The 26148-nt window shown below is 65.8% G+C and carries 24 protein-coding genes; 6 read left to right on the forward strand and 18 right to left on the reverse strand.

Translation table 11 applies throughout. The features are described 5' to 3' along the window. Positions 1-157 precede the first annotated feature (157 nt). From BRSPCE3_RS15565 to BRSPCE3_RS15575, 3 genes are all read right to left on the reverse strand, one after another. Positions 158-1738 carry an alkaline phosphatase gene (locus BRSPCE3_RS15565; protein WP_244066728.1) on the reverse strand — a complete coding sequence of 527 codons (1581 nt, stop codon included), beginning with the start codon at positions 1736-1738 and terminating at the stop codon, positions 158-160. A 310-nt stretch (positions 1739-2048) separates the two neighbouring features. Continuing rightward, the gene (locus BRSPCE3_RS15570; RefSeq protein ID WP_244067252.1) at positions 2049-2420 is read right to left on the reverse strand and encodes a hypothetical protein; all 372 of its coding nucleotides are present in this window, start codon (positions 2418-2420) and stop codon (positions 2049-2051) included. A gap of 286 nt (positions 2421-2706) precedes the next feature. Beyond that, positions 2707-6180: an indolepyruvate ferredoxin oxidoreductase family protein gene (locus BRSPCE3_RS15575; protein ID WP_309296305.1), complete on the reverse strand. Its 3474-nt coding sequence runs from the start codon at positions 6178-6180 to the stop codon at positions 2707-2709. A 257-nt stretch (positions 6181-6437) separates the two neighbouring features. Here BRSPCE3_RS15575 and BRSPCE3_RS15580 point away from each other — a divergent pair, with 257 nt between their 5' ends. The 4 genes from BRSPCE3_RS15580 to BRSPCE3_RS15595 all read left to right on the forward strand — a co-directional run bounded on the left by BRSPCE3_RS15580 (position 6438) and on the right by BRSPCE3_RS15595 (position 9226). Then, positions 6438-7388 carry a hypothetical protein gene (locus BRSPCE3_RS15580; RefSeq protein ID WP_244066730.1) on the forward strand — a complete coding sequence of 317 codons (951 nt, stop codon included), beginning with the start codon at positions 6438-6440 and terminating at the stop codon, positions 7386-7388. A gap of 46 nt (positions 7389-7434) precedes the next feature. After that, complete coding sequence (locus BRSPCE3_RS15585; RefSeq protein WP_244066731.1) at positions 7435-7989, forward strand: carboxymuconolactone decarboxylase family protein; 555 nt, start codon at positions 7435-7437, stop codon at positions 7987-7989. Position 7990: 1 nt separating this feature from the next. Next, positions 7991-8791 carry an SDR family NAD(P)-dependent oxidoreductase gene (locus BRSPCE3_RS15590; protein WP_244066732.1) on the forward strand — a complete coding sequence of 267 codons (801 nt, stop codon included), beginning with the start codon at positions 7991-7993 and terminating at the stop codon, positions 8789-8791. Positions 8792-9007: 216 nt separating this feature from the next. Continuing rightward, positions 9008-9226, forward strand: a complete 219-nt coding sequence (locus BRSPCE3_RS15595) for a hypothetical protein (RefSeq protein ID WP_106322126.1) — start codon at positions 9008-9010, stop codon at positions 9224-9226. A gap of 37 nt (positions 9227-9263) precedes the next feature. Here the strand turns inward: BRSPCE3_RS15595 and BRSPCE3_RS15600 are convergent, their stop codons facing one another. Both BRSPCE3_RS15600 and BRSPCE3_RS15605 read right to left on the reverse strand, forming a co-directional pair. Then, positions 9264-12446 (reverse strand): efflux RND transporter permease subunit, encoded by a 3183-nt coding sequence (locus BRSPCE3_RS15600; protein ID WP_244066733.1) that lies wholly within the window; start codon positions 12444-12446, stop codon positions 9264-9266. Positions 12447-12469: 23 nt separating this feature from the next. Further along, positions 12470-13714: an efflux RND transporter periplasmic adaptor subunit gene (locus BRSPCE3_RS15605; protein ID WP_244066734.1), complete on the reverse strand. Its 1245-nt coding sequence runs from the start codon at positions 13712-13714 to the stop codon at positions 12470-12472. A gap of 204 nt (positions 13715-13918) precedes the next feature. On the opposite strand from BRSPCE3_RS15605, the gene BRSPCE3_RS15610 reads away from it, so the two are divergent. Beyond that, complete coding sequence (locus BRSPCE3_RS15610; RefSeq protein WP_244066735.1) at positions 13919-14518, forward strand: TetR/AcrR family transcriptional regulator; 600 nt, start codon at positions 13919-13921, stop codon at positions 14516-14518. A gap of 12 nt (positions 14519-14530) precedes the next feature. On the opposite strand, the gene BRSPCE3_RS15615 is transcribed toward BRSPCE3_RS15610, so the two are convergent. From BRSPCE3_RS15615 to phnG, 9 genes are read right to left on the reverse strand one after another with little or no spacing between them, the layout of a single operon-like run. Next, the gene (locus tag BRSPCE3_RS15615) at positions 14531-15142 is read right to left on the reverse strand and encodes a pyridoxamine 5'-phosphate oxidase family protein (protein ID WP_244066736.1); all 612 of its coding nucleotides are present in this window, start codon (positions 15140-15142) and stop codon (positions 14531-14533) included. Positions 15143-15176: 34 nt separating this feature from the next. Beyond that, positions 15177-15773 carry a phosphonate metabolism protein/1,5-bisphosphokinase (PRPP-forming) PhnN gene (gene phnN / locus BRSPCE3_RS15620; protein WP_244066737.1) on the reverse strand — a complete coding sequence of 199 codons (597 nt, stop codon included), beginning with the start codon at positions 15771-15773 and terminating at the stop codon, positions 15177-15179. Then, positions 15770-16924, reverse strand: coding sequence for an alpha-D-ribose 1-methylphosphonate 5-triphosphate diphosphatase (locus BRSPCE3_RS15625; RefSeq protein ID WP_244066738.1), 1155 nt, complete (start codon positions 16922-16924; stop codon positions 15770-15772). The genes phnN and BRSPCE3_RS15625 overlap by 4 nt, the downstream gene beginning before the upstream one ends. A gap of 13 nt (positions 16925-16937) precedes the next feature. Beyond that, complete coding sequence (gene phnL / locus BRSPCE3_RS15630; RefSeq protein ID WP_244066739.1) at positions 16938-17636, reverse strand: phosphonate C-P lyase system protein PhnL; 699 nt, start codon at positions 17634-17636, stop codon at positions 16938-16940. 8 nt (positions 17637-17644) lie between these two features. Next, positions 17645-18442, reverse strand: coding sequence for a phosphonate C-P lyase system protein PhnK (gene phnK, locus BRSPCE3_RS15635; RefSeq protein WP_244066740.1), 798 nt, complete (start codon positions 18440-18442; stop codon positions 17645-17647). After that, entirely contained in the window at positions 18435-19319 is an 885-nt protein-coding gene (locus BRSPCE3_RS15640) for an alpha-D-ribose 1-methylphosphonate 5-phosphate C-P-lyase PhnJ (RefSeq protein WP_244066741.1), read from the reverse strand. The genes phnK and BRSPCE3_RS15640 overlap by 8 nt, the downstream gene beginning before the upstream one ends. Then, positions 19316-20419 (reverse strand): carbon-phosphorus lyase complex subunit PhnI, encoded by a 1104-nt coding sequence (locus tag BRSPCE3_RS15645; protein WP_244066742.1) that lies wholly within the window; start codon positions 20417-20419, stop codon positions 19316-19318. Before BRSPCE3_RS15645 ends, BRSPCE3_RS15640 begins: the two co-directional genes overlap by 4 nt. Positions 20420-20422: 3 nt before the next feature. Next, positions 20423-21031 carry a phosphonate C-P lyase system protein PhnH gene (gene phnH / locus BRSPCE3_RS15650; protein ID WP_244066743.1) on the reverse strand — a complete coding sequence of 203 codons (609 nt, stop codon included), beginning with the start codon at positions 21029-21031 and terminating at the stop codon, positions 20423-20425. Between the two features lie 4 nt (positions 21032-21035). After that, a complete protein-coding gene (phnG, locus tag BRSPCE3_RS15655; RefSeq protein WP_244066744.1) occupies positions 21036-21521 on the reverse strand; it encodes a phosphonate C-P lyase system protein PhnG in 486 nt (161 codons plus the stop codon). A 104-nt stretch (positions 21522-21625) separates the two neighbouring features. Here phnG and phnF point away from each other — a divergent pair, with 104 nt between their 5' ends. Next, positions 21626-22351 (forward strand): phosphonate metabolism transcriptional regulator PhnF, encoded by a 726-nt coding sequence (phnF, locus tag BRSPCE3_RS15660; RefSeq protein WP_244066745.1) that lies wholly within the window; start codon positions 21626-21628, stop codon positions 22349-22351. A gap of 84 nt (positions 22352-22435) precedes the next feature. On the opposite strand, the gene phnE (BRSPCE3_RS15665) is transcribed toward phnF, so the two are convergent. The 4 genes from phnE (BRSPCE3_RS15665) to phnC all read right to left on the reverse strand — a co-directional run bounded on the left by phnE (BRSPCE3_RS15665) (position 22436) and on the right by phnC (position 26076). After that, a complete protein-coding gene (phnE, locus tag BRSPCE3_RS15665) occupies positions 22436-23284 on the reverse strand; it encodes a phosphonate ABC transporter, permease protein PhnE (protein WP_244066746.1) in 849 nt (282 codons plus the stop codon). Beyond that, complete coding sequence (gene phnE, locus BRSPCE3_RS15670; RefSeq protein ID WP_244066747.1) at positions 23281-24165, reverse strand: phosphonate ABC transporter, permease protein PhnE; 885 nt, start codon at positions 24163-24165, stop codon at positions 23281-23283. Before phnE (BRSPCE3_RS15670) ends, phnE (BRSPCE3_RS15665) begins: the two co-directional genes overlap by 4 nt. An 83-nt stretch (positions 24166-24248) precedes the next feature. Then, positions 24249-25181 carry a phosphonate ABC transporter substrate-binding protein gene (phnD, locus tag BRSPCE3_RS15675; RefSeq protein WP_244066748.1) on the reverse strand — a complete coding sequence of 311 codons (933 nt, stop codon included), beginning with the start codon at positions 25179-25181 and terminating at the stop codon, positions 24249-24251. 79 nt (positions 25182-25260) lie between these two features. Further along, on the reverse strand, positions 25261-26076 hold the full coding sequence (gene phnC / locus BRSPCE3_RS15680; protein WP_137477271.1) for a phosphonate ABC transporter ATP-binding protein: 816 nt from the start codon (positions 26074-26076) through the stop codon (positions 25261-25263). Positions 26077-26148: the final 72 nt, after the last annotated feature.

Here is a 26148-nt window from a genome sequence, read left to right on the forward strand (position 1 = left end):
TCCTGACGCGTGGGGCGCCGAGGAAATCGACGACGTCACGCCAGCAAATCGTTTGGTGGGAATGAAATTGGCAGAACTGCCACGCACAGTCTGCCCGTAAACCGCCCCTTCGGGCAAGGTATCCGCAAATCAAGATGTCGCGACGGCTTTGGCGGGCTCAGATATGTTCCGCCAGGATCTGGCCGGGCCGCGCGTCCGGCCGCGGCGCGATGTCGACCGACCACAGATCGTGGTCGTCGACGTCCTTCAGCGTCACCGTCATCACGCCGGTCTCGCCGTCGATGTCGACGCGGCCGAAGAACTGCAGGCCGAAACACGGCGCGAGGTTGTCGCCCTGCTCCGCCGAGCAGCCGTTCTGGTACATCGCCTTCGGGCCGAACGTATTGTCGAGCTGGCCCGGCGACCAGGTGCCGGCATGCAGCGGGCCGGAGACGAACTCCCAGAACGGCTCGAATTCCTGGAACACGGCGCGGTCCGGATCGTAATGATGCGCGGCGGTGTAGTGCATGTCGGCGGTGAGCCACACCGTGTTGCGGACCCCGGCGCGCTTCATGAAGGACAGCAGATCGGCGATCTCGTGCTCGCGCCGCGCGGGCGGGCCATCGCCGAGCGCGACCGCGTCCAGGCTGACAAGGCCGATCGGCAGGTCCGCCGCGATCACCTTCCAGACGGCATCCGACGCCACCAGCTCCCGCTTCAGCCAGGCGAGCTGGCTCTCGCCGAGGATGAAGGCCTGGTCCGGATCGCCCTGCTTGTTCCAGCTGGAATCGCGGTAGGAGCGCATGTCGATGAGAAAGACGTCGAGCAGCGGCCCATAGGCGATCTTGCGATAGACCCGGCCGTCGCGCTCCGGCATCAGCCGCATCGGCATGAATTCATGGAAGGCGCGGCGCGCCCGCGCCACCAGGCGCGAGCCGCCGTCCGCGTCATAGCCGGTCGCGTCAGCGGTGCCGATCGGCGACCAGTCGTCGGCCACCTCGTGGTCGTCCCATTGCGCGAACATCGGGACTTCGGCGTGGAAGGCGCGGAAGTTCTCGTCGAGCCAGTTGTATTTGTAGTTGCCGCGGAACTGCTCAAGAGTGTGCGCGACGACGGACTTTTCCTCCGTGACGATATTGCGCCAGACCTCGCCGTTGGGCAGCGCCTGCTCCAACGGCACCGTGCAATCAGCATAGATGTGATCGCCGGAATGGATGAAGAAGTCCGGGCGCTCGTTCAGCATGGTGCGGTAGCTGCGCAGGCCGCCGCGCGCGGGATCGATGCCCCAGCCCTGCCCGACCACGTCGCCGGACCAGACGAAGGAGACCGAGCGCCGGTCGGCTGGCGCGGTGCGGAAATGCCCAATGCGGCTTTCGCCCGCGACACCATCGCGGTCCTCGAAGCTGACGCGATAGAACAGGTCCTGGCCTGGCGGCAGGCCGTCGAGCAGCAGCTTTGCTGTAAAGTCGCGCTCGGCGAGCGCATCGGCGGTCGCACTGTGCAGGATGGTGGCGAAGCTCTCGACCGCGGCGCATTCGATCCGCATCCGCGCGGCGCGATCGGCGCGGGCCCAGATCACCGCGGAATCGCTCGCGACGTCGCCGGACTGGATGCCCGCGATCGCGGGCCGATCCGCGGCGCGGCTGAGATATGGTCTTGCCAGCGCGCCCACTCCCGCCAGCGCCGCCGTCGACGCCGAGCGCACCAGCAGCTGACGCCTTGTGAGGCCTCGCCGCCTCGCGGAGATCGCTGTCGGCATCTGATAACCTTCGTCGAATCGCAACGAAGGTTTTGCCTGCGCCGTTTGACTCCGCCCTTACGGTTTCTTGACTCTCCGCCGACGGTTTTGCGACGGCGGGATGACTCGGGGGAGGGATGGATCGCAGAACGGTGTGGAATGCCAAGCACTCAAAGCCATGCCCGGCATCCTGAGGAGCGCGTAGCGCGTCTCGAAGGATGCACGGCCCCGCCTGTGGCCGATTCATCCTTCGAGGCTCGCTCCGCTCGCGCCTCAGGATGACGGGTTAAGAATTAACACGTGAGTGGGAAGGCAGGCGCGGCGCGCCGCCTCACCGATGCCAGTTGCAGATGCCGCCGGAGCGGCACGGCCAGGTCTGGATCCTGACGTCGCGGGCTTCCGCATCGAGTGGGTTCGAATGTCGCCGCGCTAGCTTGGCGCGGGCGGGCACATGCGTGGCCGCGCGCTTCCGCTCTTGCGGCGCGGTCACCCTGGCGGTCCGCACGGCCTTCTTCGGCGCGACTTTCGGCTCTTCGACTTGCGGCTCGACATTGGCGTGCTGATCCGGACCGCGGTCGGTCTTTGCCTCGACCGGAACCGGCTCGAACTGCGCCGCCGGGCCCAGCGGCTTCGGCGACAGCACGGCGCGGGAGAGATCGAGGCTGAAGAACTCGCTCGGGCGATACTCGTCAGCCAGCGCCACGCCACCCAATGCCAGGCACGCGGTGCAAACAGCTGCAACCAAAACGCTTTTCAGGACCGTCAAAAGGGCCTCCTGAAATCACTCGAACAGAACAGCCATCATGTAGGGGCCCGGCCGCGCAAATCCAGCCGCAGGTTGCGGGCAGGGTTACCGGTCAACCAAGGCGGCCCTGGAAAGTTCCGGAGCCCCGTTCCGATGGCATCGGAACGGGGCTCCAGGTTCTTCTTGTTTTAACGCGTTTTCTTCACGCGAACCGGTAGCCACTTCGCTCGAAAACGCTTCAAGCCTACTCCGCCGCCTGCGCCAGCGGCTGGCCGATCGCCCGCTCCAGCCGCGCACATTCGGTGCGGTAGCGCGCGACGTTGCCCTCCTTGATGTGGCCGTAGCCGCGCACGAGGTCCGCGGCCTTGGCCAGTGCGACCAGGCGCGGCAGATCGAACGGCCTCTTGCCGTCGAGGTGACGCAGGATCATCGCCGCGTAGTCCACCGGCAGCGCGCGCTCCATCCTGCGCTCGGCGGTGTAGCCGAAGATGTCGAACGCGGTGCCGCGCAGGCGCTTCAGCCCCGCCAGCAGGCCGAACGCCTTGAAGATCCACGGCCCGAATTCGCGCTTCTGCAACCGCCCGGTGACCGGATCGCGCTGCGCCAGCAGCGGCGGCGCCAGCAACACCTTCAGACCGGAATTGCCCTCGAACTGCTCCCTCAAGGCCTTGTTGAACTCGCCGTCGGAATAGAGCCGCGCGACCTCGTATTCGTCCTTGTAGGCCATCAGCTTGAACAGGCCCTTGGCAAAGGCCTCGGTCAGATCCTGCGAGCCCGGCGCCGCGGCGGCTTCCGCCGTGCGGACGCGCGCGACGTCGTCGAGATAGCGCTTGGCGTAGGCCGCGTCCTGATAGTCGGTGAGGAATTTAACGCGGAATGCAATCGTCTCATCCAGCGTCTTCTTCGCCGGAGCTGCACCCGCGTTCTTGAAGCGGGCGGCGCTGACCACGCGCTGCAGATCGTGCGCGGCGAGCCGGCCCCAGGAGAACGCGGTCTTGTTCATCTCGATCGCGGCGCCGTTGAGTTCGATCGCCTTCAGGATCGCCTCGAGCGACAGCGGGATCGCACCGCGCTGGAACGCGAAGCCGAGCATGAAGGCGTTGGTGGCGATGCTGTCGCCCATCAGCGCGGTCGCAAGCCCGGTGGCATCGAGGATGTCGAGATCGTCGGGTCTCACCGCGCCGTTCAGCGCATCGCGCATCGCGCCGGCTTCAAAGTCGATGTCGGGATCGATCACAAAACTCGCGGTCGGCAGCAGATCGGCGTTGACGACGGCGCGGGTGACGCCGCGCTCGGCGCGGCTCAGCGCCGGAACGCTGGTTGCCACGACAAGATCGCAGCCGAGGATCAGATTGGCATTGCCCGGCGCGATGCGGACCGTGGTCAGCATGTCCGAGGTCGGCGCGAGCCGGACATGGCTCATGACAGCGCCGTTCTTCTGCGACAGGCCGGTGAAGTCGAGCGTCGAACAGGCCAGCCCCTCGACATGCGCGGCCATGCCGAGCAGCGCGCCGATGGTGATGACGCCGGTGCCGCCGATGCCGGTGATCAGGATGTTGTAGGGATCGCTCAGCGCGGCCACAGGCGGCGTCGGCAGGTCGGCGAACAATGCCTTCGGATCGGCGGCGGTGCGGTCGGCCTTGCGCAGCTTGGGGTCCTGCACCATCACGAAACTCGGGCAGAAGCCCTCGATGCAGGAGAAATCCTTGTTGCAGTTCGACTGGTCGATGCGGCGCTTGCGGCCGAGCTCGGTCTCCAGTGGCTGCACCGAGACGCAGTTCGACGCCACCGAGCAGTCGCCGCAGCCTTCGCAGACGCGCTCGTTGATGAAGACGCGCTTGGCCGGATCGGGAAACAGCCCGCGCTTGCGGCGGCGGCGCTTCTCGGCGGCGCAGGTCTGGTCGTAGATCAGGACGGTGAGGCCCTCGATCTCGCGCAGGGTGCGCTGCACGGCATCGAGTTCGCGGCGATGATGGATGGTGGCGCCGGACGGAAAATAATTGGCGGGATATTTGTCGGGATCGTCGGAGACGATCGCGAGCTTCTTGGTGCCCTCGGCCCAGACCTGATGCGCGATCTGCGACACCGTGAAGCCGCCTTCGGCTGGCTGGCCGCCGGTCATCGCCACCGCGTCGTTGTAGAGGATCTTGTAGGTGATGTTGACGCCGGCCGCCGCGGCCGCGCGCAGCGCCAGCAATCCGGAATGGGTGTAGGTGCCGTCGCCGAGATTCTGGAACACGTGCTGTTCGCTGGTGAACGGCGCCTGCCCGATCCAGCTCACGCCCTCCGCGCCCATATGCGAGATGGTCTGGGTGTTGCGGTTCGGTACCGACAGCGCCATGCCGTGACAGCCGATGCCGGCCATGGCGCGGCTGCCCTCGGGGATCTTGGTCGACGAATTGTGCGGGCAGCCCGAGCAGAAATACGGCGTCCGCTGCAGTTTTGCCGTGCCGGTGCCCTCGGCCGGGCGATCGAACGCCTCGAGCTTTGCCAGGCGCTGCTCCAGCAGCGGGCTGTGATGACCGAGCCGGCGCAGCCGCGCCACGACGGCGGCTGCCACCATGGTCGGCGTCAGTTCGCCTTCGCTCGGCAGCAGCGGCGCGCCGCTCTCGTCGCGCTTGCCGACCACCGAGGGGCGCTTCGACGCGTCCATGTTGTAGAGGATGCGAACCAGCTGGTCCTCGATGAAGCCGCGCTTCTCCTCGACGACGAGCACGTCCTGCAAACCTTCGGCGAAGGCACGCGCGCCGCGCGCTTCCAGCGGCCAGGTCAGCGCCACCTTGTAGATGCGAAGGCCCAAGTCTTGCGCATCGGCATCGGTGATACCGAGATCGGCGAGCGCCTGGCGCAGGTCGAGATAGGCCTTGCCGGTCGCCATGATGCCGAGCCGCGCCGGCTTGGAATCCAGCACGATGCGATCGAAGCGGTTGACGCGCGCGAAAGCCGCGACGGCGTCCATCTTGGGCCCGTGCAGACGACGTTCGGCCTCCAGTGGCGGATCCGGCCAGCGGATCGAGAGCCCGTCCGGCGGCATCTCGAAATCGTCGGGCATGATGATCTTGATGCGATCGGGATCGCTGACGATGGAGGCCGAACTCTCGACCGTTTCGGAGATCGCCTTGAAGCCGACCCAGCAGCCGGAATAGCGCGACAGAGCAAAGCCGAGGATGCCGAGATCGAGATAGTCCTGCAGCGTCGCCGGATTGACCACCGGCATCAGCGCCGAGGCGAACACCTGCTCGCTCTGGTGCGCGAGGGTGGAGGATTGGCAGCCATGGTCGTCGCCGGCCAGCGCAATCACGCCGCCATTCGGCGAGGTGCCGGCGGAGTTGGCGTGCTTGAGCGCATCGAGCGAGCGGTCGACGCCGGGGCCCTTGCCGTACCAGATGCCGAACACGCCATCGACCTTGGCGCCCGGGAACATGCCGACCTGCTGGCTGCCCCACACCGCGGTCGCCGCCAGATCCTCGTTGAGGCCGGGCACGAAGGCGATGTCGTGTTCCCTGAGGAACGATTTGGCGCGCCACAGCGCGTGGTCGTACATGCCGAGCGGCGAGCCGCGGTAACCGGAGATGAAACCCGCGGTGTTCAGCCCATGCGCGCGGTCGCGTTCGCGCTGCAACATGGGCAATCGGACCAGCGCCTGGGTACCGGAGAGGAAGATTCGTTTCGTATCCAACCGGTACTTGTCGTCCAGTCCAACTTCCATCAACGCCATCAGTCTCAGGCTCCCCGCCCTTTAGTCGTGCCGGTCCGAACCGGTCTCGTTATCTTGCCGAATGATCATGCATCAGCATGCACTGATTTTGTTATGCATGAACAGCCCCGTTCCATGGCCGCAGCACATATCTCATGTTGCGCGTGCGAGGCCTCGGTGCTCTGCGAGGGTTTGTTGCTCTGCTAGGCTTGGTGCTCCGCGAGGCCTTGCCGAACCCCGGCATCTTTGAAACGGTGGCGCGCAAAGGGAGACCAAGGATGATTACAGTCGAATCCGCGTTCACGACGGAAATCGTGGAGAACGGCAATCTGCTGGTAGGCCCATGGCGCGGCCCGAAGCAGATGCTGCAGGCCCAGACCTACGATTCCCACGCGTCGATTCACGACGATGCAACCGCGCAGAAGCTCGGCTTCCGCGGCGGCACGATCGAGGGACCGACCCATTTCAGCCAGTTCGCGCCGCTGTGCGAGCGGATCTGGGGCCGCGCCTGGTTCATGACCGGATGCCTGTCCGCGCATTACCGCAACCCGGTGTTTGAAGGCGAAGAGGTGCAGGCCCAGATGGAGAAGCCAAAACCGGGCCAGACCGTGTGCACGATCGGGATGATCAAGCGCGACGGCACCGAGATCCTGCGAGGCACTGCCTCGATCGACGGCGACGGTACCGAGACCGCACTCGCGCACCGGCTCGGCGAATTGAAGCCGCTGGCCGATCCCGTGATCCTCGCCGACATCAAGGTCGGCATGAAGACGCCACGGCAGGCGATCAAAATGGATTTCGACCGGAACATGGGCGATCTCTACCCGTTTTCGCTGACCGACAAGCTCAAGGTGATCACCGAGCCTTCGGATTATTATTCGCTGGAGCACAATCCCTGGGGCCGCGCCATCATCCCGATGGAGATGCTGAGCGTGCTGTTCCAGTACCGCGCGCGCGAAGATCGCCTGCCGGTTCGCGGCCCCGCCGTTGGGCTGTTCGCCGACCAGGAAATCCGGCTTGTGCGCGGTCCGCTATTCCCCGGCGAGACCTATTGGGTCGAGCGCGAGGTCGTCGCGCTCTCCGGCAGCAAGCGCACCGAGAGCATGTGGGTGCGCTCCACCGTGTTCGATGCCGACAACGCCGTGGTCGCCACCATGCTGCTGAACGGCGCCAGCATGAAGGACTCCTACGCCAACTACGAGCGCGAGCACAAAGCCCTCTACGGCTGAAGTAACATCACCTCCTCTGCAAGCCGCCGCAACAAGGACAACAACAATGGCCCGCCTGCCCTATCTCGAAGCCGATCAAGTCGCCCCCGAATACCGCGACATGCTCAAGCGCAACACCAATCTGCACAAGCTCTTGGTGAACTCGCCGGACATGGCGCGCGCCTTCAACGGCATCGGCGGCTACATCCGCTTCAAGAGCAAGCTCGATCCGCGGCTGCGCGAGCTTGCGATCCTGCAGGTCGGCTGGCTGGAGAAGTCGGAATACGAGTTCACCCACCATGTGAAGATCGGCAGGGAATTCGGCGTCACCGACGAGGACATCAAGGGCCTGATCGCGGAGACCGACGACAGGCCCTCGAACCTCGAGCCGCTGACGAAGGCGATCCTGAGGGGTGCCCGCGAGATGGTGCGCGAGCTTGCGATGCGGGAGGAGACCTTCGCCGAGATCAAGCGAGAGCTGTCCGACGAGCACATGACCGATCTGGTGCTGACGATCGCATTCTATTGCGCCGTGGTACGCGTGCTGGCCACCATGCAGATCGACAACGAGCCGACCTACAAAGAGGTACTGCAGCAGTACCCGCTCCAGGGAGTGAAGTGAGATGCGCCTTAAAGATCGCGTCGCCATCGTCGTCGGCGCCGGCCAGAGCCCCGGCGAGGGCATCGGCAACGGCCGCGCCACCGCGCTGACCTTCGGGCGCGAAGGCGCTAAAGTGCTGTGCGTCGACCACAACCTGGCATCGGCGCAGGAGACCGTCGACCTGATCGCGGCCAAGGGCGGCACCGCCGTCGCCTGCAAGGCCGACGTCACCAAGAATACCGACATCAAGACGATGGTGGCGGATGCGCACGACCGCTGGGGCAGCGTCGATATCCTGCACAACAACGTCGGCGTCAGCCTCTCCGGCGGCGACGCCGAGCTGCTCGACATATCGGAGGAGGCATTCGACCGCTGCGTGGCGATCAACCTGAAGAGCTGCATCCTCGCCGCCAAGCACGTCATTCCGATCATGCGCCAGCAGCAGCGCGGCTCGATCATCAACATCTCGTCGATGGCCGCGATCACGACCTATCCCTACGTCGCCTACAAGGCGACCAAGTCGGCGATGATCGCCTTCACCGAACAGCTCGCCTACCAGAATGCGCAATACGGCATTCGCGCAAACGTGATCCTGCCGGGATTGATGAACACGCCGATGGCAGTCGACACCCGCGCCCGCGAATTCAAGAAGAGCCGCGCCGAGGTCGAGGCCGAGCGTGACAGCAAGGTGCCGCTGCGTCACAAGATGGGCACCGGCTGGGATGTCGCCAATGCCGCGCTGTTTCTCGCCTCCGACGAGGCCAATTTCATCACCGGCGTGACGCTGCCGGTCGATGGCGGCGCAAGTGTGCGGCGCGGTTAACCCAAGCGGTTAATCTTTGTGACGATGTGCGGTTAATCACTGTGACGACATCACGCGTCAATGCGCCGCAATGATTCGAAAAAATTGAAGCATTCCAATGACACGGCGATGTGACGACGCGTCCACATAAATCGAAATCCTGACTCGTTGTGGTCGCACGAAATTCATCTGCGCTCTGTATCTCGCACGCCAAGAACTTCTGGAGTGCCTGGAGCAATGAGCGAAGAATTCGAACTCAGACCCGATCAGTGGGATGCGCTGAAAGCGCTGCGGGCTCCCGCAGCAAACCCGTCACGGCTGAACCGGTTCGCCGTCGAAAGCCTGATCACGCTCGGCTATGTTGCGCTGCGAGGAGACTCGTTCGAGCTGACGCCCGCGGGCCGCAAGGTGCTGGTCCGCGGTTCGTCACTCCTGCTGCTCGATATCGCAGCCTGATCGGTTCAAAGCTGACATCAAGCTTACACACGCGGCATCATGCCGCGTGTGCCTTTCCAGGGATGGTCGCCTCGCCGTGCTGCGTCAGCGGCTTCATCCCGGTGACGGTGCGCAGCAGCACATAGAACACCGGCGTCAGGAACAGGCCGAACACCGTGACGCCGATCATGCCGGAGAACACCGCGACGCCCATCGCGCGCCGCATCTCCGAGCCCGCACCGGTCGACAGCACCAACGGCAGCACGCCCATGATGAACGCCATCGACGTCATCAGGATCGGCCGCAGCCGCAGACGGCTCGCCTCGATGGCGGCGCGGATCGGTGAGCGCCCGGCGAATTCGAGCTCGCGCGCGAATTCGACGATCAGGATGGCGTTCTTGGCCGACAATCCGACCAGCACGATCAGGCCGATCTGGGTGAAGACGTTGTTGTCGCCCTTCGACAGCCAGACCCCGAACATCGCCGCCAACAGCCCCATCGGCACGATCATGATGATCGAGAGCGGCAGCGCCAGGCTCTCATAGAGCGCGGCGAGCACCAGGAACACCAAGAGGATCGCCAGCGGGAACACCCAGATTCCCGAATTGCCGGCGATGAACTCCTGATAGGTCAGGTCGGTCCATTCGAAGGCAAAGCCCGGCGGCAGGGTTTCGGCTGCGATCCGCGTCGCCGCCTCCTGGGCCTGGCCGGAGGAGTAGCCCGGTGCCGCAGCGGCGTTGATGTCCGACGACAGGAAGCCGTTGTAGCGGATCGCACGCTCCGGACCCGCGCTCTGGCGGACCTTCAGCAGTGCCGACAGCGGCACCATGTCACCCGACGACGAACGCACCTTGAGCTGCCTGATGTCGTCGGCACGAGCACGGAACGGCGCGTCGGCCTGCACGTAGACCGAATAGGTACGGCCGAATTTGTTGAAGTCGTTGACGTAGTAGGAGCCGAGATAGATCTGCAGCGTGTTGAAGACCTCCGTCACCGGCACACCGAGTTGCAACGCCTTGGTGCGGTCGATGTCGGCGAACAGCTGCGGCACGTTGACCTGGAAGCTCGAGAACGCACCAGCGATCTCCGGCGCCTTCTGGAGCGCGCCCATGAACGCCTTGGTGGCGTCGTTCAGCGCCTCATAGCCGAGGCCGGCGCGGTCCTCGATCTGCAGCTTGAAGCCGCCGATGGTGCCGAGGCCATTGACCGGCGGTGGCGGGAACATGGCGATGAAGGCATCCTGGATTCCGGCATATTTCTTGTTCAGCGCCATCGCGATCGCAGGTCCCGAGAGCGACGGATCCTTGCGCTCGTCGAACGGCTTCAAGGTCGAGAACACGATGCCGGCGTTGGAGGAATTGGTGAAGCCGGAGATCGACAGGCCGGGGAATGCCACCGAGCTCTCGACACCGGGCTGGGTCAGCGCGATGTCGCTCATCTTGCGGATCACTTCCTCGGTGCGGTCGAGCGTGGCGCCGTCGGGCAACCGCGCAAAGCCGACCAGATACTGCTTGTCCTGACCCGGCACGAACCCGCTCGGCACCTGCTTGAACAGCACGCCGGTCAGGCCGATCAGCAGCACGTAGAGGCCGATCACCACGGCCTTGCCGTAGATCACCTTGGTGACGGTGCGGCCGTAGTTCTCCGAGGACCTGGTGAAGACCTTGTTGAAGCCGCGGAAGAACCAGCCCAGCGACCTCTCCATGATCCGGGTCAGCCAATCCTTCGGCTCGTGATGGCCCTTCAGGAGCAGCGCCGACAGCGCCGGCGACAGCGTCAGCGAGTTGATCGCCGAGATCACGGTCGAGATCGCGATCGTCAGCGCGAACTGCTTGTAGAACTGGCCGGTGAGGCCGGAGATGAAGGCCAGCGGCACGAACACCGCGATCAGGACCAGCGCGATCGCGATGATCGGGCCCGACACTTCGCGCATCGCCTGGTTGGTGGCGTCGCGCGGCGACAGGCCGGATTCGATGTTGCGCTCGACGTTCTCGACCACGACGATGGCGTCGTCGACCACGATGCCGATCGCGAGCACCAGGCCGAACAGGCTGAGCGCGTTGATCGAGAAGCCGAACAAATGCATCACCGCGAAGGTGCCGACAATCGACACCGGAACCGCGATCAAGGGAATGATCGAGGCACGCCAGGTCTGCAGGAACAGGATCACGACCAGCACAACGAGCGCGATCGCCTCGAGCAGCGTGTGGATCACGGCTTCGATCGAGGAACGCACGAACTGCGTCGGATCATAGACGATCTGGTAGGACACGCCTTCGGGCATGTTCTTCTTGATCTCGGCCATCGTCGCGCGGACGTGGTCGGAAATCTCCAGCGCATTCGATCCCGGCGCCTGGAAGATCGGGATCGCGACCGCCTGCTTGTTGTCGAGCAGCGAGCGCAGGCCGTATTCGGAGGCGCCGAGCTCGATCCGGGCGACGTCGCGCAGCCGCACCACTTCGCCGGCTGCGCCGGTTTTGACCACGATGTCGCCGAACTGCTCCTCGGTCGACAGCCGTCCCTCGGCGTTGACGGAAAGCTGGAGGTCGAGACCCTTGACGCTGGGCGACGAACCGACCACGCCGGCGGCGGCCTCGACGTTCTGCGCCTGGATCGCGCGCACCACGTCGCTCGCGGTCAGCGCATGCTCGGCGGCCTTCTGCGGATCGACCCAGACCCGCATCGAGTAGTCGCCGGCGCCGTAGAGCTGGACGTCGCCGACGCCGTCGATCCGCGCCAGCCGGTCCTTGACGTTGAGCACCGCGTAGTTGCGCAGATACGTCATGTCGTAGCGGTTATTCGGCGACAGCAGATGCACGACCATGGTGAGGTCGGGCGAGCTCTTCTTGGTGATGATGCCGAGCTGGCGCACCACGGCCGGCAGGCGCGGCTCGGCCTGCTGCACCCGGTTCTGCACCAGCTGGGTCGCCTTGTCGGGGTCGGTGCCGAGCCGGAACGTCACCGTCAGCGTCATCGCGCCGTCGGTGGTCGCCTGGCTCGACATATAGAGCATGCCCTCGACGCCGTTGATCTGCTCCTCGATCGGCGTTGCCACCGTTTCGGCGATCACCTTCGGATTGGCGCCTGGATAGGTCGCGCGCACCACGACCGACGGCGGCACCACGTCAGGGTATTCCGAGATCGGCATCGCCAGCAGCGAGATCAGGCCGGCCAGGAAGATCAGGATCGATAGCACGCCGGCGAAGATCGGCCGGTCGATAAAGAATTTGGAGAGATTCATGGCTCCGCCCCCGCGCGCAGCGCCTAGCGCTGCACGACGTGCTGGTTGGTTTCAGTGGATGCCTGCTGCATGCCGCGCGCGCCCATCTCGGCGACTTCCATCTTCAGAAGGGCGCCGGGCCGCACGCGCTGCAGGCCGTTGACGACGATACGGTCGCCGGACTTCAGGCCGGCGGTGACGATCCGCAGGCCGTCGACCGCACCGCCAAGCGTGACGGAACGATAGACGGCGCGGCTGTCGTCGCCGACCAGCATGACGAACTTCTTGTCCTGGTCGGTGCCGACGGCGCGCTCGTCGATCAGCACCATTGTCTGCTGCTTGGGCTGGCCCATGCGCACGCGGGCGAACTGTCCCGGGATCAACCGGCCGTCGTCGTTCTGGAACACGGCGCGGACCCGGATGGTGCCGCTCTGCCCGTTGACCTGGTTGTCGATCAGCTGGATGTGCCCCTTGGCGCTGAGGCCGCCCGAGGTCACCATGTCGACCGGGATCTGATCGAGATTGCCGCGCTTGCCGGAGGCATCCGCGATCGAATTAAGCGCCCGCAGCACGACTTCCTCGTCGGCATCGAAGCTCGCATAGATCGGATTGACCGAAACCAGCGAGGTCAGGACCGGCGAAGACGTCCCCGCCGCGACCAGATTGCCGACGGTCACCTCGATCCTGCCGACCCGGCCGTCGACCGGTGCGCGGACCTCGGTGTAGTCGAGATTGAGCTTTGCGGTCTGCAGCGCGGCTTCGGCGGCCTTGACGTTGGCGACCGCCTCGCGATTGGCGTTGTCGCGCTGGTCGAAATCGCGCTTGGTGACGATGTTGTTGCCGACCAGCTGTGCGCCGCGCTCGACTTCACTCGTGGTGAACACCACACGGGCCTTGGCGGCCTCGAGCTGGGCCTGGGCGCGGTCGACCTCGGCCGCGTAAGGTGCCGGGTCGATCTTGAACAGGATGTCGCCGGACTTCACCAGCGCGCCCTCGGTGAAATTGGTCGACAGGATCGCGCCGGCCACCCGCGGCCGCAGTTGGACCCGGTCGACGGCCTCGAGCCGCCCCGAGAAGTCATCGAACAGGGTGGTCGCGCGAGGCTGGATCACGGCGACGGTGACCGGCACCGCCGGTTCAGGGGCGGCGGCCGTGGCGGTCGCCTGGGCGGCATGGAAATAATGGCCGGTCGCGATCGAACCGGCCACCGCGAGGGCGCCAAGGATCACGACACCGCCGACGACGCGTCGGAAACGGCCGGAACGGGGATTTTGGGTTGACGGGGGCATTCACGCGCTCCAGATATCTGTAGTGTTCGCTACAGATGTGGAGCTGGACGCCGGTTCGCAAGATACTTATGTATCGAGCACTATGAATTTATTATCTCATTCGTGGGGAAATGGGAAGACGCGCAAAAACATCACGTGCAACAAGAGGATAAGCTAGGGACAATCCGGCACAGAAACGGCACCCGGCTTACGGAGTAACGAAAAATGGGAATGGGACGCCCCCGCGCCTTCGACGCGGACGCCGCTTTGGAGCGGGCCATGGACGTGTTTTGGCGCCACGGCTACGAGGGCGCGACGATCGCGCAGCTCACCGAGGCGATGAGCATCAATCCGCCCAGCCTCTACGCCGCCTTCGGCAGCAAGGAAGGCCTGCTGAAGGCTGCGCTCGACCGTTACACCGAAAAGCGCGATGCCTGGATGGACAAGGTGCTCGATGCCCCGACCGCGCACCAGGTGGCCGAACGATTTCTGATGGAGCATGCGGACGCCCAGACCGACCCCGCCAACCCACCCGGCTGCCTGCTGGTCCAGGGCGGCCTTGCCTGCGGTACCGGCTCGGAGAATGTTCCGTTTGAGCTGGCGGCGCGCCGCACCCGAACCGAGGATCAGTTGCGCGAACGGTTTGTCCGCGCCAAGGCCGAACGCGACCTCGGCGACAGCGCCGATCCGGCAACGCTGGCGCGTTATCTCTCCGCGGTCACATCGGGCATGTGCGTGATGGCCTCCTCGGGCGCCGACCGCAACGCGCTGCGCGAGATCGCGGCGGTGTCGCTGAAGGCGTTTGCAGAGCAGGCGAAGGCCTGATCGGCCCCAACGTCACCACATCGTCTGTCGCGCGCGCTCCGGCCATTCGCGATCGTATTTCTCGCCGCCGACGGTGTGCTCGCTCATCTCGGCGAGGATCTGGCCCGGCGTCGGCAACGCCCTCGGGTCGACCTGCTTGTCCGGATTCCAGAGGTCGGAGCGTACGATCGCGCGGGCGCACTGGAAGTAGATCTCGTCAACGGTCATCACGATCACCGTGCGCGGGGCCTTGCCTTCCATCTTGAAGGAGGCCAGCAGCTCCGGCTCGGCCGAGACATGGGCGCGGCCGTTGACGCGGAGTGTGCTGCCCGAACCCGGGATCAGGAACAGCAGTCCGACGCGGGGATCGCGAACGATGTTGCGCAGCGAATCGCAGCGATTGTTGCCGCGGCGATCCGGCATCATCAGCGTCTTCGGATCATGGATTCGCACGAAGCCCGGCAGGTCGCCGCGCGGCGAGCAATCGAGCCCCTCGGGGCCTGAGGTCGCAAGCGACACGAATGGCGATTTCTCGATGAGCACACGATAGAGCGGCGTCACGTGATCGGCGACCTTCACGGTCGACGCGTCGTTCGGGAAACCGTAGATCGCCTCAAGCTGCTCGATCGTCTCGATCACCGACATTCGTGCTGTTCTCCTTTGTGGCTGCTCGTTGTTGCTACTCGTCCCAGCGCTCGCCCTTGATGATGCGGACAAGCTGTCGCGCGTGATAGTCGGCGGTGCCGGAATTGATGATGGTGAAATCGGGCGTCGAGGTGCTCTCGTCGACGGTGCGGGCCAGCCGCTGTGCCAGCAGGCCGTCGCTGCTGCGGGCCCGCGCGGCCAGCCGCGCGGCCAGCACCTCCGGCGGTGCGGTGATCGACACCACGACCGCGTTGGCATAGTTGCGCCGCGCCGCCGCGATCACGGTGCGCGAGACGTTCGCGATCACCGTGCGTCCGGCGCGGATCTCATCGTCGATCGCCCGCGACAGCGCATAACGGTGGCCGTGCGCCTCCCAGTGCATGGCGTAGTCGCCGGCGGTGGCCGCGCGCTGGAAGGTGTCCGCGCTGACCTCTTCATTGTCTTCCGACGCCGAGGCCTGACGAGTGATCAGGCGGCGTGCGAACACGACATCCCGGTCGTCGGCGCAAGCCGCCTTCGCGAGCCCCAGCAGCGTATCCTTGCCGGCACCGCTCGGGCCGACCACCAGGATCAACCGGCCGGGACCGATCGTGGTGGCATGCTGCGCGGCGACGGCAGGGACTTCGTTCATGCGACCCTGGCCCCTTCGCGCCAGACGCTGCGCACCACAGGCAGATCGCGCGCGACATGCACGCGGATCAGGTCGGCGCGCCTGCCGACCGCGATCTCGCCGCGATCGGACAGACCAACTGCCTCGGCCGGCGTCTTGGTCACGGTGCGAACCGCGGAAGCGAGATCGATCGCTGGCACATGCCGCGGCAATTGCAGCGCCGCCATCAGCAGGCTCGACGGGATGTAGTCCGACGACAGGATATCGAGCATGCCCTCATTGGCGAGATCGACGGCGGCGATATTGCCGGAATGCGAGCCGCCCCGCACCACGTTCGGCGCGCCCATCAGGATGTCGATGCCGGCGGCATGCAAGCCGCGCGCGGCCTCCATCGTGGTCGGGAATTCCGCGACCGCGACCTTGTCGTTGATGGCGTCGACCACATTCTCCTCGGTGGTGTCGTCGTGGCTCGCCAGCGGGATCTTGTACTCATGCGCCAGCGCGACGATCGCGCGCATGTTGGGGCCGGCGTATTCCTTCTGATAGGCGAAGCGCCGCGCGAACAGCACATCGAGCTGGGCGTCGGTCATGCCGCCGCCCTTGCCGCGGTAGTAGTCGCGCAGCTTCACCTCGTCGCGGAACTGGCGCTGGCCCGGCGTATGGTCCATCAGCGACATCAGCCGCACGTCCGGCCGGTCGATCAGCTCCTTGGCCTCGGCGACGACATCGGGCATCGGCACCTCGCAGCGCAGATGCAGGAAGTGATCGGCACGCAGCAGGTTCTCCTCGCGCGCGGCCGAGATCGCCGCCGCCAGCACGCCGGCGCGGCCGTCGACATCCTCGGCGCCGTCCTCGCGCCAGACCCGCAGCGAATCCAGCACCGTGGTGATGCCCGAGGTCGCGAGCTGCCCATCATAGGAGATCACGGCCGCGACCGGATTCCAGAACACCTTCGGCCGCGGCACGTAGTGCATCTCGAGATGGTCGGTGTGCAGCTCGATCAGCCCGGGCATCAGCAGATCGCCACCGGCGTCCTCCGCGGCCTCGGGCGCCCTGCCCTCACCGAACTCGGCGATCTTGCCGTCTGTTATCGCGACCCAGCCCTGCTCGATCACGCGATCGGCGAGGACCAGCCGGGCGTTGCCGATGATGGTGTCTTGCTTGGCGGTCATTTCAAACGGTCCTTCAGGCAGCAGCGGCGAACGAGGTCACATCGACGATACGGTCGGCAATCAGATGACGGATTTCGTCGTCATGGACAATGGCGACCATCGCGACACCCCTGGTTTTCTTCTCCGCGATCAGCTCGACCACCACTGCGCGATTCGCCGCATCGAGCGAAGCGGTCGGCTCGTCGAGCAGCAGGATCGGCAGGTCCGAGATGAAGCCGCGCGCGATGTTGACGCGCTGCTGCTCGCCGCCGGAGAAGGTCGAGGGCGGCAAGGTCCAGAGACGTTCCGGGATATTCAGACGGCGCAGCAGACGGCCGGCGCGGTCGCGGGCCTCCTCGCGCGCCACTCCGTTGGCGATCAAGGGCTCGGCGACGACGTCGATGGTCGCAACCCGCGGCACCGCGCGCAGGAACTGGCTGACATAGCCGATGGTCGAGCGTCGGATGCTCAGCACCTGGCGCGGCTCGGCGGTCGCGAGGTCGACGACCTTGCCACGGTGGCGAATGCCGATCCGGCCGCTGTCGCAGCGGTAATTGCCGAAGATCATCTTCAGGATCGAGGATTTGCCGGCGCCCGACGGGCCCGACAGCACCACGCACTCACCGGGATCGGCGTGGAACGAGACGCCGCGCACCACCGGCAGATCGACGCCACCCTGCAGGTGCATGGTGAAGGTCTTCTCGGCGTTGGCAAGTTCGATCATCGCGGTCATTGGCAAGCTCATGGCGGCAGAATCGAGGAAACGAGCAGCTGCGTATACGGCTCGCGGGGATCGTCGAGCACCTGGTCGGTGAGGCCGGTCTCGATGACGCGGCCGCCCTTCATCACCATCACGCGATGCGACAGCAGGCGCGCGACCGCGAGGTCGTGGGTCACGACGATGGCGGCAAGGCCAAGTTCGCTGACCAGGTTGCGCATCAGGTCGAGCAGGCGGGCCTGCACCGAAACGTCGAGGCCGCCGGTCGGCTCGTCCATGAACACCAGCCGCGGCTCGGTGACGAGGTTGCGCGCGATCTGCAGCCGCTGCCGCATGCCGCCGGAATAGGTCTTCGGCGCATCGTCGATGCGGCCGACATCGATCTCGACCCGATCCAGCCAGGTCGATGCGGTGTCTCGGATACGGCCGTAGTGATTCCAGCCGACCGCCATCAGCCGCTCGCCGACATTGGCACCGGCCGAGACGCCCATGCGCAGGCCCTGTGCCGGATCCTGATGCACAAAGCCCCAGTCGGTGCGGAACAGGAAGCGCCGCTCGGCTTCGCCCAATTCAGCGAGATCGCGCAGCACGGCGTCGCGCATCCGGTAGGACACATGCCCCGCGCTCGGCGCGAGCTGCGCCGAGAGCAATTGCAGCAAGGTCGACTTGCCCGAGCCGGATTCGCCGACGATCGCCAGCACCTCGCCGGGATAGAGCGCGAACGAGACGTCGCGGCAGGCCGCGAGCCGGCCGTAATTCTTGGCCAGCCCCTCGGCCACCAGCAACGGCTGGTCGTTGTCGAGGCTCGCGAGCTCAGACATGCGCCTTCTCCTTGTGCGGCGCCGCGCTTTCGGTGCCGTGATGGCCGGCGGCCTGGCGCTGCTCGCAGAAGTCGGTGTCGGAGCAGACGAACATCCGCCCGCCTCTGTCGTCGGTGACGATCTCGTCGAGATAGGAATTGTCGGCGCCGCACAGCGCGCAGGGCGCGTTGAAGCGATAGCGCGTGAACGGATGATCCTCGAAATCCAGCGACACCACCGTGGTGTAGGGCGGGATCGCGTAGATGCGCTTCTCGCGGCCGGCGCCGAACAGCTGCAGCGCCGCGCAATTGTCCATCTTCGGATTGTCGAACTTCGGCGTCGGCGACGGGTCCATCACGTAACGCGCGTTCACCTTGACCGGATAGGCATAGGCGGTCGCGATGTGGCCGAAGCGCGCGATGTCCTCGTAGAGCTTGACGTGCATCAGGCCGTATTCGGCGAGCGCATGCATGCGCCGCGTCTCGGTCTCGCGCGGCTCGAGGAAGCGCAGCGGCTCTGGGATCGGCACTTGGTAGACCATCACCTGGCCGGCGTGCAGCGTCGCCTCGGGAATGCGGTGCCTCGTCTGGATCACGGTCGCATCCGTCGTCGAGGTCGTGGTCGCGACACCCGCGGTCTTGCCGAAGAACTTGCGGATCGAGATCGCGTTGGTGGTGTCGTCCGAGCCCTGGTCGATCACCTTCAGCACGTCGTCGGGACCGAGGATCGCGGCCGTCACCTGCACGCCACCGGTGCCCCAGCCGTAGGGCATCGGCATCTCGCGGCTGGCAAACGGCACCTGATAGCCGGGGATCGCGATCGCCTTCAGGATCGCGCGGCGGATCATCCGCTTGGTCTGCTCGTCGAGATAGGCGAAATTGTACGTCGGCGCGTTCATTCCGCGGCCTCCTGCATTGCCACGGCCTCGTTGGCCTCCGCGAACTCCTGCCGCAGCTTGCGCAACAGGCCGAGCTCGGACTGGAAGTCGACGTAATGCGGCAGCTTGAGATGCTCGACGAAGCCGGTCGACTGCACGTTGTCGGAGTGTGACATCACGAACTCCTCGTCCTGCGCCGGCGCCACCGCCTCCTCGCCGAGCTCGCCGGCGCGGAGCGCACGGTCGACCAGCGCCATCGACATGGTCTTGCGCTCGCTCTGGCCGAACGCGAGGCCATAGCCGCGGGTGAAGCACGGCGCCTCGGTCGTCGAGCCCTTGAACTGGTTGACCATCTGGCACTCGGTCAGCTCGATCGCGCCGAGCGGCACGGCGAAGCCGGCATCCTCGGCGAAGAACTCGACCTCGACCTCGCCGAAGCGGATCTCGCCGGCGAACGGATGGTTGCGGCCATAGCCGCGCTGCGTCGAATAGCCGAGCGCGAGCAGAAAGCCTTCATCGCCGCGCGCCAAATTCTGCAGCCGCAGATCGCGATCGGCGGGAAAGCTCAGCGGCTCGCGCGTGAGGTCGCCGACCGGCGCGTCGCCATCGGCCTGCGGCGAGGATTCGATCAGGCCGTCGCGGCCGAGAATGTCGGTGACCCGCGGCGTCGCGGCCTGCGAGGCTTCGGCGGTCGCCGGCTGATCCGGCACGAAGCCTTCCGCGAGCTGCGGATCGAGCAGGCGGTGGGTGTAGTCGAAGGTCGGTCCGAGGATCTGGCCGCCCGGAACGTCCTTGAAGGTCGAGGAGATCCGCCGCCGCACCTGCATCTCGCCGGTATTGACCGGCTCGGTGGCGCCGAACCGCGGCAGCGTGGCGCGGAAGGCGCGTGCCAGGAAGATCGCCTCGATCATGTCGCCGCGCGCCTGCTTGATCGCCAGCGCCGCGAGCTCGCGGTCGTACAGCGAGCCTTCGGTCATCACGCGATCGACGCCGAGCGCGAGCTGCTCGGAGATCTGCGCCAGCGTCACCTCGGGCACATCGCGATCGCCGCGCCGCTCATGCGCGAGCAGCCGATGGGCGTTCTCGATGGCGCGCTCGCCTCCCTTGACGGCTACATACATCGCTCACACTCCGCTTGCGATCAGCCGCGTGGTGCGCGGGATCGCGACAATATTGTCGTCATGGACCAGCACGACATCGATGCCGCGCGGGAACAGGGCCTCGTTGATCGACAGCCGCTGGAACAGATCGCGCGGCTTGATCATCGCCTGCAGCAGCGCGCTGCCGTCGATGCCGGGCCCTTTCAACTCGAACGCCGGGCCCTGCGTCAGGCTGTCGACCTGCAGGATCAGCGTGGTCGAGCGATCGGGATATTCACTGCTGCCGAACGCGAAGCGCTCCAGCGCCGGCAGGTTCGCGGCATCGCCGATCAGCGCGAAGCTTGCGATCGCGGAATCCGCGATCACCGGCGCGCTGGCATGAAACTTCAGCCAGCGGGCGACATCAGGCGTCGCCGACATCGCGGCATCGAGCCAGATCGGCGTGTCGTGATCGAACAGCGTCAGCGCGATCGCGGCCGAACCGCGCATCATGCCGGCCGGCGTGCCGACATCGGCAGCGACGCGCTGCACGCTGCCCGGGCGCGCCATCGCATCCATCACGGAGCGGAATGTTGACTGCGCCGACAGCACCTTGTCGGCAAAGCCCGCGGGCATTTCGGCAATCGTCGTCATTGCATCACCCCTCACCGCGCACCATCGTGTAGAAATCGACCCGCGTCGCCGCGGTCTCCGCGGCCTTGCGGGCGCGTTCGGCATTCACAGCGACGCGCAGCGGCGCGATCACCTTGGCCTCCACCTCGCCGGACAATGCCGCCGATTGCACCATGGCGTCGCACAGCGCGATCATCCGCGCCTTCTGCGCATCGCGGCCGAGCGTGTAGCCGAAGCCGACCTCGCCGGTCGCAAGCCGCACCGCCGCGCGCGACACCGTCGCCTCGCCGAGATTGAACGGCGCTCCGTCGCCGCCGATCCGCCCGCGCACCATCACAAGGCCGTTTTCCGGCTCGCGCAGGTTCTCATGCGCAGGCACCGCGATCGCCGCCAGCAGGCCTGCGATATCGGCGGCGGCGGAGTGCGCCAGCACGGCCATCGCGGCCTTGCGCTGCGCCTGCTTGCTGTCCGGGCCGGTCGAACTGGTCGTCGAACTGGTCGTCGAACTCATGGGCAACCTTGTCTGCATCAAGTTGTCTATGATAATAGACAACTTGTTAGCCGAGCGCCATGACTGTTTCGTGACAAACGGAAGATTTCTGGTATCACCGCGCCATGAGCATGCAGGAAAGTTCCGGCGTCGCCTTGTGGCGGCAGGTCGCCGACGGCATCGAGCGCGGCATCGCCGACGGCCGCTTTGCCGCCGGCGAAAAGCTGCCCGGCGAGGTGGAGATCGCCGAGACTTACCGCGTCAATCGCCACACCGTGCGGCGGGCGCTCGCCGCGTTGGCCGAGCGCGGCCTGGTGCGCGCCGAGCGCGGCAGCGGCACCTATGTCGAGGCCCAGCGCCTCGCCTATCCGCTGCGCTCACGCACACGATTCTCGGAGATCGTCGGCGCCGGCGGCCATGAGCCGCGCGGCCAGTTGATCGATGCCGGCAGCGATGTCGCCAACCGCGAGATCGCGCGCGAGCTCGGGCTGAAGATCGGCGCGCCGCTGATCCGGATCGAAGCGGTACGCCTCGCCGACCGCACGCCGATCTGCGTCTCCACGACCTGGCTGTCGGCCGAGCGGTTTCCCGATGCCGGCAGCGTGTTCGCCAATGTTCGCTCGATGACCAAGCTGCTCGGACACTACGGCGTCAGGGATTACCACCGCGCCTCGACCCGGATCACCGCGGCGATCGTCGATGCCACCGACGCCGCGCGGCTCGATCTGCCGCTGGGACGCCCGGTGCTCGTGGTCGATGCCACCGACGTCGACATGCTGAACCAGCCGCTGGTGACCAAGCGCTCGCGCTTCGCCGCCGAGCGCGTCGAGTTTTTGGTCGAGAACGGCTGATCTCTCTGCTCCCTCGCCCCGCTCTCTTGTCCGCCGAAGCCCGCCTTCGGGCGAAGGCGGGTGCGGGGAGAGGCGAAGAAGAAACTACACCACCGCCCGTTGCCCGATGATGGCGAACCGCAGCTTGCTCGAGATGAAATCGATCGCGGCGACCGCGATCAGGATCATCAGGATCAGGAACGACACCTTCTGCCATTCCAGCACGCGGATCTGCTCGGCGAGCTGCAGCCCGATGCCGCCGGCACCGACGATACCGATGATGGTGGCGGAGCGGGTGTTCGACTCGATGAAATAGAGCACCTGGCCTGCGATCACGGGCAGCACCTGCGGCAGCAGACCGAAACGGATCTCGTGCAGCGCGCTGCCGCCGGAGGCGCGGATACCCTCGACCTGCTTGCGGTCGGCCGCCTCGATCGCCTCCGAGAACAGCTTTCCGAACGCACCGAAATCGGAGACCATGATCGCGAGCACGCCGGCGAACGGACCGAGGCCGACGACATTGATCCAGACCAGCGCCCAGATCAGCGTATCGACGCCGCGGATCGAATCCAGGAAGCGGCGCACCGGAAAGCGGATCAGGTTCGAGGGAATGATGTTGTGCGCCGCCAGCAGGCTGACCGGGAGCGCCAAGATCGCTGCAAGCGTGGTGCCGAGCACCGCGATCGACAGCGTCTCGCCGAGCGCCTGCATGTAGAGCGGCAACGACGCGCCCGGATTCGGCGGGAGCATCAGCATGGTGATCCAGCCGAGCTGGCCGAGGCCCGAGATCAGCTTGGACGGCGAGAAATCGAGATCGACCAGTCCGAACACGAAGATCGCCAGCGCCGCCACGATCATGACCGGCATCGCCAGCCGTGCCGATGCGGGACGCTCGAACACGCCGGGGTATTTCGCGCGCAGTTCCGCGGTGTCCGGCCTCGGCATCTGGCTCATCGGCGGGTCTCCTTGCCGAACAGCCTGCCGCGCAGCCAGCCGGTCGAGATGTCGATGATGAAAACCGTGATGATGATGGTGACGAGGATGGCGCTGACGTCGGAATAGTAGAACTTGCGGATCGCGACCACGAGCTCCTGGCCGATGCCGCCGGCGCCGACGAAGCCCATCACCGAGGCTTCACGGACGTTGATCTCGAAGCGCAGCAGCGCATAGCTGGCATAGCCCGCCGAGACCTGCGGCAGCACGGCAAAGCGCATGCAGGACAGCCAGCTCGCGCCGGTGGAGCGGATGCCCTCGACCGGCTTCATGTCGGCATTCTCGACGATCTCGGCAAACAGCTTGCCGAGCGCCCCGGTGGTGTGGATCGCGATCGCCAGCACGCCGGCCATCGGCCCAAGGCCGAACGCGATCACGAAGATCAGCGCGAACACGATGCCGGGGACGGTGCGCGCGAATTCCAGCAGGCGGCGGATCGTGAAGCGCACCCACGGGCCCGGCGAGGTATTCTGCGCCGCGAAGAAATTGAGCGCGAAGGCGAGCACCGCCCCCGTCAGCGTGCCGACATAGCTGATCAGGATCGTCTCGCCGAGCATCTTCAGCCATTTGTGCCAGCCCCAGAACCATTCGGCGGGATCGGTCCAGACCCGCGCGCCGGAATCCAGCGTCAGGATGCGATCGAAATAGCTGACGAAGTTGCCGAAATAGGTGAACAGCGTGCGCAGGTTCACTTCCGCGCCGAACGCCGCGATCACCAGCACCGCACAGAATGCCGCCGTTGCCAGCGCGGCCTTCAACCGCTTGCGTGCGACGGACTTGCGGTAGGCGTCCTCCAGCGTCGCCAGTTGCTGCGCTGGAAGAATGGATACGGCGGTCGCCATCGGCGCGTGCCAGTCCGGTTCGGAGTTGAGTGGAGAGAAAGGGCCGGGCTATGCGCCCGGCCCTCGTGACGTCGGGCGTGCGATCAGCTCGCCTTCTTGCGCAAGCCGTCGACGAACTTGATCAGCTCGATGGTGCCGTCCCAATCCTTGGTGGTGGCGGGGTGGAAGCCCTTCTTCTGGCCGTCGGAGAGGCGGTCGAAGGCGGCCTTGTCCTTGGTCGGGGCGTCGAAGAAGGCCTTGGCGATCGCCGCCTTCAGGTCTTCCGGAAGATCGGCGTTGTACGCATAGGGGCCGTTGATGATCAGCGCCGACTTGTGGATGATGCGGAAATCATCCTTCTTCATCGCCGAGCCGTCGGCATTCTTCAGCATGCCCTTGGTCAGCATCTGGGCGAGCGTGGAATCGTCCTCGTTGGTCCACTGGTTGGCGGCGACATCGACGGTTCCCTGCGACAGCGCCAGGACGGCGTTCTCATGGCTGCCGGTGAACACGACCTTGCCGAAAAAGCCTTCGGCGTTGCCGATGCCCATCTTGTTGAGTTCGAAGCGCGGCACGTTGTTGCCGGACGTCGAGTTCGGATCGACCAGGCCGAGATTCTTGCCTTTCAGGTCCTCGACGGTCTTGTACGGGCTCGATGCCTTGACGAAGAACACCGAGTAGTAGCCGGTCGAACCATCGGCGTTCATGTCGTTGGCGAACGCGTCGGTCTTGACGCCGGTCAGGCGTGCGCGAGAAAACGAGGCCGAGCCGTAGCTCGCGATCTGGATGTTGCCGGCGCGCTGGCCTTCGATGACGGCGGCGTAGTCGTTGGCGATGCGCAGCGTGACCTTCACGCCGAGCTCCTTCGACAGATACGCCACGAACGGCGTCCAGCGCTCGGTGACGCCGGAGGCGTTCTCGGCCGGAACCACCGCGAAGGTGAGCTCCGGATATTTTGCCTTCCAGTCCTGCGCGGAGGCCGAACCGGCAAATGCCAGCGCGGCAGCGCCAGCCAGGATGATGCGACGAGTGAACATGACTACCCCTCTTTTGTCGTAGTTGCACCTGTTGGCCGGGCAAAATGCCCGGCCTCCCAGATTGAAAAATGCGCGACGCTCAGGCCGCGGCTGCGGTGCCGAGTGCCGGAGCAGTTGCGCCGTCGGGCGCCGGCAGCGGTGCCGCGCCGATCACGTCATTGGCCTCGAGGTCATAGAGCTCGCGGGCGATATGGTCGGTGAGCGCCGCGGGCGCGCCGTCGAACACCACGCGACCCGCGGCCATGCCGACCAGGCGGTCGCAATAGGTCCGCGCCAGATCGAGCGAGTGCAGATTGCAGAGCACCGTGATGCCGAAATGCTTGTTGATGCGCAGCAGCGCGTCCATCACGATCTTGGTGTTGCGCGGATCGAGCGAGGCGATCGGCTCGTCGGCGAGAATGATGTCGGGCTCCTGCACCAGCGCGCGGGCGATCGCGACACGCTGCTGCTGGCCGCCGGAGAGCTGGTCGGCGCGCTGCGCCGCGAGCTGGGCGATGTCGAACTGCTCGAGCGCCGACAGCGCGAGCGCCCGGTCCTGCTCCGGCCAGACCTGCGCCAGCGAGCGCCACGAGGGAATCTGGGCCAGCCGGCCCATCAGCACATTGGTCAGCACGTCGAGGCGGCCGACCAGATTGAATTGCTGGAAGATCATCGCGGAGCGCGCGCGCCACTGCCGCAGTTCCTTGCCGCGCAAGGCGGTGACGTCGGTGCCTTCGAACAGGATACGGCCGGAGGTCGGATCGGCGAGACGGTTGATCATCCTAAGCAAGGTCGACTTGCCGGCACCGGAGCGACCGATCACGCCGACAAAGCTGCCCGGTGCGATCGAGAAGGACGCGTTGTCGACTGCGGCTTTCGTGCCGAAACGGCACGTCAAACCTTCCACCACCAGCATGTAATGCTCCAACCGCGCCTCGTTGGGCCATCGCTATCCCTGGCGTTTTACAGTTATGTGACGGCAGCGCTG

The organism is Bradyrhizobium sp. Ce-3 (genome assembly GCF_022835695.1).
Taxonomy (GTDB): domain Bacteria; phylum Pseudomonadota; class Alphaproteobacteria; order Rhizobiales; family Xanthobacteraceae; genus Bradyrhizobium.